This is a genomic window from Kribbella sp. WER1 (genome assembly GCF_054189145.1).
The window spans coordinates 6,393,874-6,407,139 of sequence record NZ_CM135186.1 but is presented as its reverse complement, the minus strand read 5'-3'; the positions used below and the strand labels follow the sequence as shown (position 1 = coordinate 6,407,139).

General features: G+C 69.2%; 16 protein-coding genes. 7 read left to right on the top strand and 9 right to left on the bottom strand.

Annotated features, from left to right (window positions below):
- Window positions 1-49 precede the first annotated feature (49 nt).
- Together ACXJJ3_RS31350 and ACXJJ3_RS31345 are read right to left on the bottom strand one after the other, a co-directional pair.
- Entirely contained in the window at window positions 50-943 is an 894-nt protein-coding gene (locus ACXJJ3_RS31350) for an NAD-dependent dehydratase (RefSeq protein WP_458165457.1), read from the bottom strand.
- Window positions 940-1,770 (bottom strand): phosphotransferase, encoded by an 831-nt coding sequence (locus ACXJJ3_RS31345; RefSeq protein ID WP_458165456.1) that lies wholly within the window; start codon window positions 1,768-1,770, stop codon window positions 940-942. Before ACXJJ3_RS31345 ends, ACXJJ3_RS31350 begins: the two co-directional genes overlap by 4 nt.
- 53 nt (window positions 1,771-1,823) lie before the next feature.
- Between ACXJJ3_RS31345 and dapD the strand changes: the two genes are divergently transcribed.
- On the top strand, window positions 1,824-2,753 hold the full coding sequence (gene dapD / locus ACXJJ3_RS31340; RefSeq protein ID WP_458165455.1) for a 2,3,4,5-tetrahydropyridine-2,6-dicarboxylate N-succinyltransferase: 930 nt from the start codon (window positions 1,824-1,826) through the stop codon (window positions 2,751-2,753).
- A 100-nt stretch (window positions 2,754-2,853) separates the two neighbouring features.
- Window positions 2,854-3,831 carry a hypothetical protein gene (locus tag ACXJJ3_RS31335; RefSeq protein WP_458165454.1) on the top strand — a complete coding sequence of 326 codons (978 nt, stop codon included), beginning with the start codon at window positions 2,854-2,856 and terminating at the stop codon, window positions 3,829-3,831.
- 108 nt (window positions 3,832-3,939) lie between these two features.
- On the opposite strand, the gene fdxA is transcribed toward ACXJJ3_RS31335, so the two are convergent.
- Window positions 3,940-4,266, bottom strand: a complete 327-nt coding sequence (gene fdxA, locus ACXJJ3_RS31330; protein ID WP_012923087.1) for a ferredoxin — start codon at window positions 4,264-4,266, stop codon at window positions 3,940-3,942.
- Between the two features lie 118 nt (window positions 4,267-4,384).
- Here fdxA and ACXJJ3_RS31325 point away from each other — a divergent pair, with 118 nt between their 5' ends.
- Window positions 4,385-5,311 (top strand): GNAT family N-acetyltransferase, encoded by a 927-nt coding sequence (locus ACXJJ3_RS31325; protein WP_458165453.1) that lies wholly within the window; start codon window positions 4,385-4,387, stop codon window positions 5,309-5,311.
- Here ACXJJ3_RS31325 and ACXJJ3_RS31320 read toward each other — a convergent pair.
- A complete protein-coding gene (locus tag ACXJJ3_RS31320; RefSeq protein ID WP_458165452.1) occupies window positions 5,293-6,657 on the bottom strand; it encodes an MFS transporter in 1,365 nt (454 codons plus the stop codon). The two genes, ACXJJ3_RS31325 and ACXJJ3_RS31320, sit on opposite strands and share 19 nt — an antisense overlap.
- Window positions 6,658-6,722: 65 nt before the next feature.
- On the opposite strand from ACXJJ3_RS31320, the gene ACXJJ3_RS31315 reads away from it, so the two are divergent.
- Window positions 6,723-7,160 (top strand): type II toxin-antitoxin system PemK/MazF family toxin, encoded by a 438-nt coding sequence (locus ACXJJ3_RS31315; RefSeq protein ID WP_458165451.1) that lies wholly within the window; start codon window positions 6,723-6,725, stop codon window positions 7,158-7,160.
- Here the strand turns inward: ACXJJ3_RS31315 and ACXJJ3_RS31310 are convergent.
- The 5 genes from ACXJJ3_RS31310 to ACXJJ3_RS31290 form a co-directional block, all read right to left on the bottom strand.
- Window positions 7,157-8,932 carry a VanW family protein gene (locus ACXJJ3_RS31310; protein WP_458165450.1) on the bottom strand — a complete coding sequence of 592 codons (1,776 nt, stop codon included), beginning with the start codon at window positions 8,930-8,932 and terminating at the stop codon, window positions 7,157-7,159. The two genes, ACXJJ3_RS31315 and ACXJJ3_RS31310, sit on opposite strands and share 4 nt — an antisense overlap.
- A 112-nt stretch (window positions 8,933-9,044) precedes the next feature.
- On the bottom strand, window positions 9,045-9,563 hold the full coding sequence (locus tag ACXJJ3_RS31305) for a flavin reductase family protein (protein ID WP_458165449.1): 519 nt from the start codon (window positions 9,561-9,563) through the stop codon (window positions 9,045-9,047).
- 72 nt (window positions 9,564-9,635) lie between these two features.
- On the bottom strand, window positions 9,636-10,547 hold the full coding sequence (gene mshB, locus ACXJJ3_RS31300; protein WP_458165448.1) for an N-acetyl-1-D-myo-inositol-2-amino-2-deoxy-alpha-D-glucopyranoside deacetylase: 912 nt from the start codon (window positions 10,545-10,547) through the stop codon (window positions 9,636-9,638).
- Between the two features lie 37 nt (window positions 10,548-10,584).
- Window positions 10,585-10,881, bottom strand: a complete 297-nt coding sequence (locus ACXJJ3_RS31295) for a response regulator transcription factor (RefSeq protein ID WP_458165447.1) — start codon at window positions 10,879-10,881, stop codon at window positions 10,585-10,587.
- A 138-nt stretch (window positions 10,882-11,019) separates the two neighbouring features.
- Window positions 11,020-11,388: a (deoxy)nucleoside triphosphate pyrophosphohydrolase gene (locus ACXJJ3_RS31290; RefSeq protein WP_458165446.1), complete on the bottom strand. Its 369-nt coding sequence runs from the start codon at window positions 11,386-11,388 to the stop codon at window positions 11,020-11,022.
- A gap of 48 nt (window positions 11,389-11,436) precedes the next feature.
- On the opposite strand from ACXJJ3_RS31290, the gene ACXJJ3_RS31285 reads away from it, so the two are divergent.
- The 3 genes from ACXJJ3_RS31285 (at window position 11,437) to ACXJJ3_RS31275 (ending at window position 13,258) form a co-directional block, all read left to right on the top strand.
- Window positions 11,437-12,063 carry a hypothetical protein gene (locus ACXJJ3_RS31285; protein ID WP_458165445.1) on the top strand — a complete coding sequence of 209 codons (627 nt, stop codon included), beginning with the start codon at window positions 11,437-11,439 and terminating at the stop codon, window positions 12,061-12,063.
- Window positions 12,064-12,170: 107 nt separating this feature from the next.
- On the top strand, window positions 12,171-12,458 hold the full coding sequence (locus tag ACXJJ3_RS31280) for a hypothetical protein (RefSeq protein ID WP_344192953.1): 288 nt from the start codon (window positions 12,171-12,173) through the stop codon (window positions 12,456-12,458).
- On the top strand, window positions 12,458-13,258 hold the full coding sequence (locus ACXJJ3_RS31275; protein WP_458165444.1) for a hypothetical protein: 801 nt from the start codon (window positions 12,458-12,460) through the stop codon (window positions 13,256-13,258). Before ACXJJ3_RS31280 ends, ACXJJ3_RS31275 begins: the two co-directional genes overlap by 1 nt.
- Window positions 13,259-13,266 lie beyond the last annotated feature (8 nt).

The following is a 13,266-nucleotide window of genomic DNA, read 5'->3' as shown; positions in this document are numbered from 1 at the left end:
GCGGAGCGGGCCTGTGGATATCTGCCCCACGATGCCCCGGGTTGCCCCGTCAGTGCGGCGGTTCCGGCGGGATGTTCCCGCTCCCTACCCAGGCGACGTAGTCGCGGGCGACGTCGGCGTCGGGGCGGAGCCGTAGGCCGTGCTCCAGTGCGCGGGTGTTCGAGAGCTGGAAGGTGCCGTCGTTGGAGCCGTCGTGTGGGAGGTGGAAGCGGTCGACGGCCGGCGACCAGTCGACGGGTGCGGCGTCCGGTACGACGGAACGCCAGGTCTCCGCGAGGCCGGCCAGGGTCTGCGTGGGGCCGACCGCGTTGAACGGGCCGGACAGCCCGTCCACCGTGAGGTGCAGCAGGAACGCGGCGAGGTCGCGGGCGTCGAGGTACTGGATCGGCTGGTCGGGGCGGGCCGCGCATTCCAGCGGTTCGCCGTGGGCGAGGGCCCAGCCCCAGTTGCCGAAGTCCGGGTTGTACGGGCCGGTCACGAAGCCCGAGCGGACGGACGCGGTCCGGTCGCCGAAGGTGGCGCTGAGCAACGACTCGTTGCGGACCTTCGACGGGCCGTAGAGGTCCATCGTGAAGTGGTCCTCGGGCGCGCCGGTCGGCCAGTCGAGGAGGCGGGCGGATTCGGTCATCCCGGCGTCGGTCTTGCTCGCGTACACCGCGATCGACGACATGTACGTATAGTGCCCGCAGCGGTCCCGCAGTACGGCGGCGCTCAGCGACACGTCGCGGACCAGGAAGCCGGACATGTCGATCACGCCGTCCCACTCCCCCGCGGCCAGCGCGTCCGGAGCGGCACGATCGCCGGTGATCCGGCGTACCTCCGGGAACAGCTCCGGGTTCGTCACGCCGCGGTTGAACAGCGTCACCTCGTGGTCGTCCCGCAGCGCCGCCTCGACGACGTGCCGGCCGAGGTTCTTCGTGCCACCGAGGACCAGCAGCCTCACGAGAGCTGCCCGGCGAGGTCGGCGAGCTCCGCGAGCAGCGGGTCGATCCAATCCCCCGAGCCGGGGATCGTTCGAAGGCCCTCCTCGATCACGAACGTCAATGCCTGCAGGCAGAAACAGGCGCCGCCGACCAGCAGCTGCCGGTCCACCAGGAACGGATCGGCGCCCGCGACCTCGACGTACCGGGCCACGATCGGGCCGCGGTCGTAGCCGAGGGCAACGGCGTCCCGGATCAGCGTGTACAGGTCGGACAGGTGCGGGGCAAGGTGCGTCAACGGCCAGTCGACCGCGGTCCAGCCGGTGCCGTCGGTGACCAGGTTCTTCGGGACGAAGTCGCCGTGCACCACGCCCAGCGGCGCCTCCCGGTGCAGCCGGTCGAGCGCCTCGACGACCGGATCCAGGTCGAAGTCGATCCGCCCGATCCGCTCCGCCAGCTCCTTCACCCGGACCGCCGGGAACGCGCTCGTCCCGTCCACCGCCGCGCCGTGGATCCGCGCCGCCAGCTCGGCCGCCGCGACGAACCCGTCCGCGGTCGGCTCCTGCTCCAGCGTCACCCGGCCGACGTCGGCCAGCACGATCACGCCGTCCGCGCCGTACAGCAGCTCCGGCGCCGGCAGCCCGAGCGGGACGACGTACCGCTCGTAGGCCGCTTCCTCGCCCGCCTGCGTGTCCGTGCCGTGCTTCACGATCACGCTGCGCAACCCGTACGACAGCCGCCGGACTTCCGACGATCCCCACTGCCGCAGCAGCTCCGAATGCACCACGTCCACCGCCGGCGCCGCCAACGCCGCCAGCACCACGTCCCGCGGAACCCATCCAGGAAGCATCCGAAAAGTAGACCACGCTCCGGCGGAGGGTGCTGCCGATTTAGGGTGTACGCATGACGAACCACGCCTGGGGCTTCGGCCTTGCCACCGTTACGACCGCCGGCGACGTGCTGGACGTCTGGTACCCGGCGCCCGCGCTCGGCTCCCGGCCGGACGACGCCAAAGCCCCGGCCGAGCTGGTCGCCGCCGAGGGCAACGACGACCTCCGACGGGTCCGCCGCACGGTGGTCGTCACCGAGCTCGACCTCGACCAGGCCCCGAGCGGTACGGCGGACGCGTACCTGCGGCTGCACCTGCTCAGCCACCGGCTGGTCCGCCCGCACGGCGTCAACCTGGACGGCATCTTCGCCGCCCTCCCGAACAACGCCTGGACCTCGCACGGCCCGGTCCCGGTCGACGAGATCGAGAACGTCCGGCTCCGCGCCCGCGCCGCCGGGCAGCACCTGAGCGTGACCAGCGTCGACAAGTTCCCGCGGATGACCGACTACGTGGTGCCGTCCGGCGTCCGGATCGGCGACGCGGACCGGGTCCGGCTCGGCGCACACCTTGCCTCCGGGACCACCGTCATGCACGAGGGCTTCGTGAACTTCAACGCCGGCACCCTCGGGACGTCGATGGTCGAGGGCCGGATCGTGGCCGGCGTGGTGGTCGACGACGGCAGCGACATCGGCGCCGGCGCGTCGATCATGGGCACGCTGTCCGGCGGCGGCAAGCAGGTGATCTCGATCGGCAAGCGCTGCCTGCTCGGCGCGAACGGCGGCACCGGCATCTCGCTCGGCGACGACTGCGTGGTCGAGGCGGGGCTGTACGTCACCGCCGGGACCAAGGTGACGCTGCCCGACGGCGCGGTCGTCAAGGCCCGCGACCTGTCCGGTCAGCCCGGGCTGCTGTTCCTCCGCAACTCGGTCTCCGGTGCCGTCGAGGCCCGGCCGCGCAAGGGCGAGGGCATCACGCTGAACGAGGCGCTGCACGCCAACGCATGATCGTCCGAAAGGATGACTTTGCCAACCACCGTGAGGCTGACCACGTCAATCACTACGTGACCCGCGAAACTGTCGTCTGCCCTCGTCCGTTGGGAGCGGTATGCCGGTGAAGCGTGGTGCCCTCGTGGTCCTCGGTGGGATCGGGGTGCTCAGCCTCGCCATCGGGGCCGGTATCGCCTGGCTCGGCGGGAAGCACATCGCGAACATCCTGCCGCCGCCCGAGCAGTGCACCGCGACGGTCAACGGGCAGCAGGTCGTGCTCGACTTCGAGCAGGCCGAGTCCGCGGCGATCATCGCCGGGATCGCGGTCCGTCGCGGGCTGCCGCCCCGGGCGGCGACGATCGCGCTGGCCACGGCGTACCAGGAGTCGAACCTGCGGAACCTCGCGCACGGCGACCGGGACTCGCTCGGGCTGTTCCAGCAGCGGCCGTCACAGGGCTGGGGTACGGCGAAGCAGGTCCAGGACCCGTACTATGCGACCGGGAAATTCTACGACGCGCTGGTGAAGATCAGGAACTACCAGAACCTCGCGATCACGGTCGCCGCCGACAAGGTGCAGCGCAGCGCGTTCCCGAACGCGTACGCCGACCACGAGGCGGACGCCCGGGTGCTGGCGTCGGCGTTGACCGGGCAGTCGGAGAGCGTGTTCAGCTGCACGGTCAACAGTGCCGACGTACCACAGGAGACGATGGGGGCGAACGGGCTGACGCCGCGGGCGGACGTGGTGCTGAAAGACCTGACGCGAACCTTCGGGAAGCTGTCCACCGGCGGGTACGAGGCCGGCGGGGTGCGGACCGGGCACATGCAGGGGTCGGCGCACTACGACGGGCGGGCGATCGACGTGTTCGTCCGGCCGATCACCGCGGCGCACACCACCAAGGGGTGGGCGATCGCGCAGTACCTGGTGGCGCGCGCGAAGCTGCTGAACATCCAGACGGTGATCTTCAGCGACAAGATCTGGACGGCCGGCGGGCAGTCGGACGCGGGCTGGCGCCCCTACACCCCACCCGAACGCTCCGGCGACCCCAAAATCCTCAGACACCTGGACCACGTCCACGTCGACGTCCTGGCCCAATAAACAGAAAGTAGGGCACCCTTCGGAGCGCCCTACTTTCTGTGAAGATCTCTTTACTCGTCGTGCTCTTGTGGCGGGAGCGCGGCGATCTCCCTCACAACTGCTTTTGTTCTACTCGTCGTGCTCTTGTGGCGGGAGCGCGGCGATGAACGGGTGGTCCTTGTCGATCTTGCCGAGCTTGGACGCGCCGCCGGGCGAACCCAGGTCGTTGAAGAAGTCGACGTTCGCGGTGTAGTAGTCCTTCCACTGCTCCGGAGTGTCGTCCTCGTAGTAGATCGCCTCCACCGGGCAGACCGGCTCACAGGCTCCGCAGTCGACGCACTCGTCGGGGTGGATGTACAGCATCCGGTTGCCCTCGTAGATGCAGTCCACCGGGCATTCCTCGACACACGCGAGGTCCTTCAGGTCAACACACGGCTGCGCGATGACGTAGGTCACTGCTACTCCTCCTATGGCAGGCAAGCGCAGCGCTGATCATGGGGTGCTGCGATGCGGTGGTGCAAGGTCTCTCTAGTATCACCGTAATACGTCGCCCACTCTGCCAGGAGTCCGGATCGTGTCAGGCCTCGGCGCCCGTGATATCGGCCACCGTGTCGTCGTCCGGCACCGGATCCCCGGCGGCCTGACCGACGTGATCGGCGTTCTCCAGGCCGGTACGCCGGAACGGATCACCGTCCGGCACGCGGACAGCACGCTGTACGAGATCCCGGTCGCGGACGTCACCGCCGCCAAACGGATCCCGGAGCTGCCGCTCCGCCCGGTCGACGTCGAACAGCTGTTCCTCACGACCGCGTTGGGGCGGCCCGCGGTCGAGCGCGCGTCCATCGGCCACTGGTTGCTGCGAGCATCCGCCGGCTGGACCGGCCGCGGCAACTCCCTCCTCCCCACCGGCGACCCCGGTATCCCGGTCGCCGAAGCCCTCCACCAAACGATCGGCTTCTACACCAGCCGTCAGCTCCCACCACAGGCGCAGATCCGCGTAGGTAGCCCCCAGGACCAGGCGATCCGCGCCCTCGGCTGGGTCGACGCCCGCCCGGAGCAGTCCGACGTACTCGTCATGCACACCACCCTCGACCACGTGAATGCAGCGCCCGCGTACGACGTACAACTGACCGATCGGCCGGACGACGCGTGGTACGCGGCTGCTTTCGAAGGCCCAGTACCGGCTGTTGCACCGCAGGTACTCGAAGGGGCGGCCAAGGCGGTGTTTGCGTCGGTGTGGCTCGACGGGCGGGTGGTAGCGGTCGGACGGGGGTCCATGACGGGCCACTGGCTCGGTGTGGACGCGATCCGGGTGGCTGACGGTTTCCGGCGGCAGGGCCTCGGTACGGCCGTTGTCCAAGGCCTGGCGCGCTGGGCAGGCCCCGAAGGCGGCCGCCGTACCTATCTGGAAGTCCTGCTCGAGAACGCCCCCGCCATGGCCACCTACACCCGCCTGGGCTACCAAGAGGCATACCGCTACCGCTACCTCACCAACCGCTGAGCAGCCGCGGCCCCGACCAACGCCAGCACCGCAAACCCGGCCAGTACGACGCTCAACGCCCTCCCGGGATCGGCAGAGAGCGCGGTGTAGACAGAGCCTGCCACAGCAACGCCCAACGCACCGGACAGCTGCGCGTTCGTCGCCACCACGCCGGACAGATCAGCCGCGTACTCAGGCGTCAGGCTGGACGTCACCGCGCCGATCAACGTGTTGGCGCTGATCCCAAGCCCCAACCCGCCAACACCGAGCAGAACGAACAGCAACGGCCCACTCCGCCCGCCCAGCACCAGATACGCCAGCACGAGCACATAGCCCGCCGCCAGCACCAAACAGCCGACAACCGGCATCCACTGCACGCCCCTGCGCAGTTTGGGCAGCACAGGCCCCGCCAGCCCGAAAGCAGCCACCCACACGACCATGGCAAACCCGGAGTACGCCGGACCCTTGTGCAGACCGCCCTGCAGGTAAAGGGCCAGTATGAACAGCAGGGCGAAGTACGACCCGCTGGTGCACCCGTGCGCGAGCAGCCCGGCCCGGACGGACCTGCTGCCGAGTACCGGGCGGGCGATGAGCGGCCGGCCACCACGAGCAGCCGTACGCCGTTCGCCGTACTCGAAGAGCAGGAGCGCCGGAACGCTGAGCAGGAGGCACAGCCACGACCAGGTGGGCCAGCCGCGCTCGGCCCCGAGCAAGAGCGGCACGATGACGAGCAGGACCGCCGTACACAGCACAAGCACGCCGCCCAGGTCCAGACGGTCCCGCCGACCAGGCGGATCGGGTGGGAGCAGGCGGCGTCCGGCCAGCATCAACGCGACGCCGATCGGCACGTTCACCAGGAAGATCGGGCGCCAGCCGGTCCCGAACAGGTCTGCCGCGATCAGTACGCCGCCGAGCAGCTGCCCTGCGACGGCGCCGCCGGACAGCGCGACCGAGAAGTACCCGAGCGCCTTGAGCCGGTCGCGGCCGTGGAAGTGCAACTGGATGCCGCTGAGCACCTGCGGAACCATCAGCGCGGCCCCGGCGCCCTGGACGAAGCGTGCGCCGACCAGCGTGCCGATCCCGGGCGCGAGACCGCAGGCGAGCGACGCGGCGGTGAAGACGGTCAGCCCGAGCAGGAACGTCCGGCGGTAGCCGAGCGACGTACCGAGCCGGGCGCCGGTGACGAGCAGGACGGCGAACGCGACGACGTACCCGGAGACGACCAGTCCGACCGCGCCCGCCGAGGCGTGCAGGTCGGTCCCGATCGACGGGCCGGCGATGTTCGCCACCGCGGTGTCGATGTTGGCCATGAACTGACCGGTGAGCAGCACGGCGAGCACCGCGCCCCGGTTGCGGGTGATGAGCACGCCGGTAGAACGGTGTGAACCCACCGAGATGTGAGGGGATCCGCCATGCCCTAGGCTCCCGGACTATGGCGGATCACGTGGTGGAGCGGCCGGAGTACGCCGGGGACTTCGAGGGGACGGTGCGGGTGGAGTACACGCCGCATCCGGACGACGGGGTGGCGGATCCGGGCGAGATCGTCTGGACCTGGGTGCCGTTCGAGGAGGACCACACGCGCGGCAAGGACCGGCCGGTGCTGGTCGTCGGCTGGGACCAGCCGTACCTGCTCGCGCTGATCCTGACCAGCAAGGACCACGACCGCGACGCCGCCGACGAGGCGCGCTGGGGCCGGGTCTGGATGGACATCGGCCGCGGCCCGTGGGACAAGGAACACCGCAACAGCGAGGTCCGGCTGGACCGCGTCCTGCGCATCGACCCGCAACAGGTCCGGCGCGAGGGCGCGGTCATCGCCGAGGAGCTCTTCGGCCAGGTGGCGGCCGAGCTCCACAAGCTGCACCGCAGTTAGTTCGGCTTGTGCCCTCGGCCCGGCGGAGTGATGCCGCCCGGGGGCGGTGAGGTGGTGCCCGGCGGCGGCGTCACCGTGCCCGGCTCCGGCCCGCAACGGATGTCGTCGGCCGCGTTGTACTTCGTCGTGAACGACTCGGTCTTCTGCCGGGCGCCGTTCTTCGCGAAGTACCGGTACACGGTGATGTCGAAGCCCGGCGTCGGCGCCTGCGCCTTGCAGTCCGCGGCGGTGTTGTAGACGACCTTCGGCTGCCGGATGTTGCTCTTCTCCGACTGCCCGGCGGTGATGTCCCAGGTCTTGGTGCCCCAGATGATCACCTTGATGCTGCCCGAGTTGCCCGGCGTGGACGCCTTGAAGATCGTCTGCACCAGCACGCCGTGGCCGGAGTCGTTCTGGAACTTCAGGTCCACCGTCGGCCACGCGACGGTCGCCTCCCGGCCGACCGGGTACCGCGAGATGTAGACGCTGTGCGCCTTGTGGGCCAGGATCTTCAGCCCGGAGAAGAAGGCCGCGTTGAACGTCGTGGTCGCGGACTGCGACACCCCGCCGCCGAGGTCCTCCTTGAACTTCCCGCCGCTGATGATCGTGCCCTCGGTGAACCCGTTCTCCTTGGTCCGCTCGCCGACGATCTTGTTCAGGCTGAAGATCTCGTTCGGCTTCAGCAGCGTGCCGTTGATCCGGCCGGCCGCGGTCCCGATGTTCACGTTCCGGTACGGCGCGTGCGGGAACTGGGTCTGGAACTCGCCCATCTTCTGGGTGATCCCGAGCGCGGCCGCCTGCTCGGTGGTGAACTTCGCCTTGGTCGCGATCAGCGGTACGACGGCCCGCCGCTCGCCGGTCGGCTTCGGCAGCACCGACAGGATCGCGGCGCCGACCTTCGCCCGGTCGACGACCATCCCGTCGACCGCCGGGACCACCTTCGGACCGGCGCCGGAGATCTGCACGGTCGCGTCCTTCGGCAGCGTCTCCAGGCTCTTGAAGCGCTGCTGGAACAGCGGCTCCAGGGTCTTGGCGTTCAGCGTCGGAATGACCTTGCCCTCCTGGACGCTGACGGTCAGCGCCGGGGCCAGCTCGGCCGGCGTCAGGTCGACGGACTTCGAGCCGACCGACAGCCGCACCGGACCGGCCATGGCCGGCTCGGCGAACTCCTTGACGGCCTTGTCGATCGCCTCGGACGCGGCCTGCGGCTTGGTCGTACTGACCGGCAGCTCCTTGGCCTTGCCGTCCGTCGGGTACGCCGCGACGACCGCGTCGGCCGCCTTCGCGGTGTCCAGCTCCAGGCCCTCGGCGGGCTCGTGCTTGACCGGCTGGGTGCCCTTGAACGTGATCGTGCCCTCGGTGGCCTTGCGGTTCACCTGGCCGGCCAGCTTGTCGACGGCGGCCTTCAGCCTGGCGTCGTCCTTGGTCACCACCGGGTCGACCGCGTCACCGCCGCTGAGCGCGCGCCAGATCCGGCCGGGCGCCAGGCTGCGGCCGGCACCGGCCGCGTCGACGGTCTTGCCGACGTCCACGGACAGCCCGGCCTCGGCCGGCACCACCTGGAACGCCGAACCGCCGGCGGTCAGCGCGATCGGCGCTGCCACCTTGTCCTTCAGGCCGTCGGTCAGCTTCGCCTGGGCGGCGTCCTTCGACAGGCCTCCGAGCGGGATCCCGAGCACGGTCGTGTCGGCGGGAATCTTGGACCCCGCGAACGCGAACGCGGCGCCGTACCCGACGACGATCACACCGAGCCCGGCGGCGGCGATGATCCCCGCGAGCTGCTTTCTCCCCACCGGAAAGAGTCCTCCTGCTCGAGTGCATGGTCAGGGCACAAGCGCACATCCTACGGGACGCCGGCGGTCCGGCCACCCCTCGGGGCAGCCCTGCGCTACCCCGGGACAACGGTCAGTTTCCGGGCAGTTCCCGGTAGTGACCGGACGCGTAGAGCAGCGCTCCCGGATCGCCCGCCCCGCCGGTGCCCAGGCTCAGTACCTCGCCCACCACGATCGTGTGGTCTCCCCCGTCGTACGTCGCCCACGTCCGGCACTCCAGCCAGGACAGCGCACCGTCGACGGTCGGGCACCCGGTCTTCGGGCCGGGCGTGGTGGCGATCCCGTCGAACTGGCTGTACAGGTCCCGCCCGGACCGCGCGAACCGCTCCGCGACCATCCGCTGCGCCGCGGACAGCACCGAGATCGCCCAGTACCCGCAGTCCAGAACGGCGGCGTGCATCCGGACGCCCTTGTCCACACAGACCAGGACGAGTGGCGGATCCAGTGACACCGAGGTGAACGCGTTCGCGGTCATCGCATGCGCGACGTCGTCCTGCAACGTGCTCATGATCGTGATCCCGGACGCGAACCGCCCGAGCGCAGCACGGAACTCCGCGGACGGCACACCGCCACTGGGCTCGGTCGAGGACACGTCAGCAGGTTATGCCTCCTGCGTCGTGCGTGCCTCGACCGAGCGTGTGGAAACCGTCACCCTGCAGGTGGTCTACAGACCGGCGAACAGGTCGTGCTCGAGGCCGTCCGCGTCCGGAGCGGCGGTGCCCTTGACCAGCCGGTACGGCTCGGAGGCCCAGATCTGGTTGCCGTTGTTGTTGGACAACGCGAAGAACGGGCCGTCGACGGTGATCTGGGTGGCGTGCGCCTTCATCGCGTTCATCTTCCGGTCGAGGTACTCCTCGCCGTCGATCACGGCGTCGATCAGCCGGTCCGGGGTGATCATCGGCGGCAGCGGGCCGTCCGGGTCCATGCCCCCGAAGGTCGTGGAGTCGCCGGCGTCGCGAAGCGCCCGCAGCTGCTCGCGCATCGGCGTCTCGGCCATCGCGGTCCAGTAGATCTTCGGGATGTCCCAGGCCGCGCCGAGGTCCTCGCGGTACGACCGGGCGGCGGCCAGCTGGGCGGCGTACATCGCGACGCGGTGCGCCTTGATGTGGTCCGGGTGGCCGTAGTTTCCCCACTGGTCGTAGGTGACCAGGACCTGCGGCCGGAGCTCGCGGATCACCGGGACCAGGTCGTTCGCCGCGGCGACCAGGTCGGCCTGCCAGAAGCTGTCGTCGCGGGTCTGCGGCGGGACGTCGGCGTTGCCCTGGTCGTTGTAGATCATGCCGGTGTCGCGGTACTTGCCGGCCTCGCCGAGGAATCGGTGGTCGGTGACGCCGAGCTCGGACATCGCGTTCGCCAGCTCGCCGATCCGGTGCCGGCCGAGGCCGTCCTCCTGGTCGGCGGCCAGGTGCGCGAGCTCGGGGACGAGCACTTCGCCCTCTTCGCCGAGGGTGCAGGTGATCAGCGTGACGTGCGCTCCCTCGGCGACATAGCGCGCCATCGTCACACCGTTGTTGATGGTTTCGTCGTCCGGGTGGGCGTGCACCAGCAGCAGCCGGCGCTCAGCAAGCTCAACCATGCCGAAAGCCTACGTCGGGCCGTCGACAACTTTCCGGTCAGCCGAAGCGACGGACCAGCAGACAGCCCGCTTGGAACCGGGACTTCGCGCCCAGGCCCTTGATCAGCGCGCTGATCTCCGCGCGCACCGTGCGCAGCGAGAGACCGAGCTCGCGGGCGATCGCCGCGTCCTTGGCACCGGTCGACATCATCCGGCCGATCGCCACCTGGCGGCTGGTCAGCTCCCGCACCGCGGCAGGGTGCCGCCGGTGCGAACCCAGCTCGTACACCTCACACACGACCTCCGGTGCCACGTCCTCTCGTCGCACCGCCGGGACTGCCGGGTACACCGACATACGTCACTCCTCCCCAAGCGTCAGGCAAGGATTCTCGTCCGGCAGCTGGATCGGTCACCAGGTACAACCCATACAAACGACCCATACAGTTCCGCAGCGTGAGCAATCGACGCCAGGCGGCAGTGTGATGTGTACCACTTACAATCTGGTACGAAGTTCCCGGACGAAGGGCCGATCCGGGACCAGCCAGCCCGTCTCGTCGAGCTCGGCGGCGGCGAACCACCGCAGTTCCGAGTGTTCCCGCAGCACCGGATCGCCGGAAACCACTGTCGCGAGATAGACGTGCAGCTGGTACTCGGCCGAGATGTTCACCGCCGGCCCGAGCGCGTCGCCGACCTTGATCTCCAGGTCCAGTTCTTCCCGGATCTCGCGGACCGCGGCCTGCTCGTCGGTCTCCCCCGGCTCCACCTTCCCGCCCGGGAACTCCCACCCGCCGTCCGGGTCCGGCCGGTACGCCGCCAGCACCCGCGCACCGTCGATCACCGCTACACCTACAACCGTCTTCACGTCGCGACTCTGCCAGAAAACGTCGGTCCCGTGCGGCACGATGCTGTTATGCCCTTGCAGAACAGGGTTCTGCCCACCCAGGAGATCGTGGCCGACCCCGGCCGCGGACTGCTGATGGGCAACCGCGGCAGCATCCACCGCCCCGACCGCACACTCGGCACGACCCGCTGGCGCTCGAAGGCGTGGATCTGCTGCGTCCTTGACTGGAAGGGGATCCGGCGCGACCCGATGCCACCCGGGCGGTGGACCGCGCTGTTCTTCTTCGACGAAGCGGTGGCGCTGGCCGCGGGCCACCGGCCGTGCCACTACTGCAGACGCAGGGATTACCTGCTGTACGCCGGCGCGTGGGCCGCCGCCAACTCCCTCGACGAACGCCCGCGCGCGATCGAGATGGACGCCGTACTGCATCACCAGCGGGTCGAATCGCGGACCAGGCGGCAGCTCACGACCGTCCAGAACGTCTCCGACCTGCCGGACGGCGCGATCGTGCGGCTCGACGGCGTACCGGCGTTGGTGCTCGGCGGGCGATTGTTGCCGTGGGCGTGGGACGGGTACGGCGAGCCCGTGCTGCCGGCCGGGCTTGATCAGGTCGAGACGTTGACGCCGCCCGCGAATCTTCTTGTGTTGCAGGCCGGATTCGCTCCATTACTCCACCCGACGGCCGGTCGCAACTGAGGTAAGCCTAACTGGAAACACGCCGTACCGAGGGGTCTTCCGTTGGGCGCTCGGCAGGGGCAAAGTGTGCCCATACTGACAGCTACATCACCATTACTGGAGTCGGCATGAGCAACAGCGAGGTTGCCGCAGTCGCCCGCGCACTCGAAGGGCTGCACGCCGCCGTCGGCAGACTCAGCCAGGAGTACGGTGACACCCTCGGCATCCGCCGCCTGGTGTCCGACGTGGCCCGGCTGAGCGACGACCTCGCAGAGCTGGGCCCGCCCGACCCCAGGCACAGGCCCGGACCAGTTCCGGAGGAACTCGAGGAGATTCCCGACGTGGAGTATGACGCGTCCATGTGGACCGACGCGGAGCACGAAGGCTTCGGCGCCCCAGATAGGCACGCCCCCTGATGGCGACGGGTGTAAGCGCCCCGGGCCGCGCTCAAGTAGGCCTCAAGACCGCAAGATCTGACAAGTGGTGGCTCGCGCCGTTGCGCATCGGCGTGATCCTGCTGTTCTTCATCGTCTACGCGACGGTCCGGATCTTCATGAACAAGTGGTACTGGGTCGATGCGTACCACTACCTCACCCCGCTGTACTCGCCGTGCGTGACCAGCAGCTGTGTCGAGGGCTCCAGCCATCTCGGCACCTGGTTCGGCAACTTCCCGCGCTTCCTGCCGTTCAGCCTGATCACGTTCGTGGTGCTGGCCGGCTTCCGCGGTACTTGCTACTACTACCGCAAGGCTGGCTACCGGTCGCTGTTCTTCGCGCCGGCCGCGTGCGCGGTGCCCGAGCCGCACAAGAAGTACACCGGTGAGCGGAAGTTCCCGCTGATCGCCCTGAACCTGCACCGCTACTTCTTCTACGGCGCGCTGCTGTTCGGCCTGCTGAACATCTACGACGGCGTCCAGGCCTTCCACGGCAAGGGCGGCGGCTTCGGTATCGGCCTCGGCACGCTGATCATCTGGGTCAACCTGGTCTGCCTGTGGCTGTACACGCTGTCCTGTCACGCCTGCCGGCACATCGTCGGCGGCCGGCTGAAGAACTTCTCCAAGCACCCGATGCGCTATCGGTACTGGACCTTCGTGTCCAAGCTGAACCCGAAGCACGGCACCTTCGCGATGACCTCGCTGTTCACCGTGATCCTGACCGACTTCTACATCATGGCGGTCTCCGCCGGATGGTTCTCCGACCTGCGCTTCATCAACTGAGGATCTGA

Bases quoted from the DNA above. Each gene is read 5' to 3' on its own strand.
- ACXJJ3_RS31295 (WP_458165447.1), bottom strand. From the start codon at position 10,881: ATGTCGGTGTACCCGGCAGTCCCGGCGGTGCGACGAGAGGACGTGGCA.
- ACXJJ3_RS31275 (WP_458165444.1), top strand. From the start codon at position 12,458: ATGGCGACGGGTGTAAGCGCCCCGGGCCGCGCTCAAGTAGGCCTCAAG.
- ACXJJ3_RS31280 (WP_344192953.1), top strand. From the start codon at position 12,171: ATGAGCAACAGCGAGGTTGCCGCAGTCGCCCGCGCACTCGAAGGGCTG.
- ACXJJ3_RS31285 (WP_458165445.1), top strand. From the start codon at position 11,437: ATGCCCTTGCAGAACAGGGTTCTGCCCACCCAGGAGATCGTGGCCGAC.
- ACXJJ3_RS31315 (WP_458165451.1), top strand. From the start codon at position 6,723: ATGGCGGATCACGTGGTGGAGCGGCCGGAGTACGCCGGGGACTTCGAG.
- ACXJJ3_RS31345 (WP_458165456.1), bottom strand. From the start codon at position 1,770: ATGCTTCCTGGATGGGTTCCGCGGGACGTGGTGCTGGCGGCGTTGGCG.
- mshB (WP_458165448.1), bottom strand. From the start codon at position 10,547: ATGGTTGAGCTTGCTGAGCGCCGGCTGCTGCTGGTGCACGCCCACCCG.
- dapD (WP_458165455.1), top strand. From the start codon at position 1,824: ATGACGAACCACGCCTGGGGCTTCGGCCTTGCCACCGTTACGACCGCC.
- ACXJJ3_RS31335 (WP_458165454.1), top strand. From the start codon at position 2,854: ATGCCGGTGAAGCGTGGTGCCCTCGTGGTCCTCGGTGGGATCGGGGTG.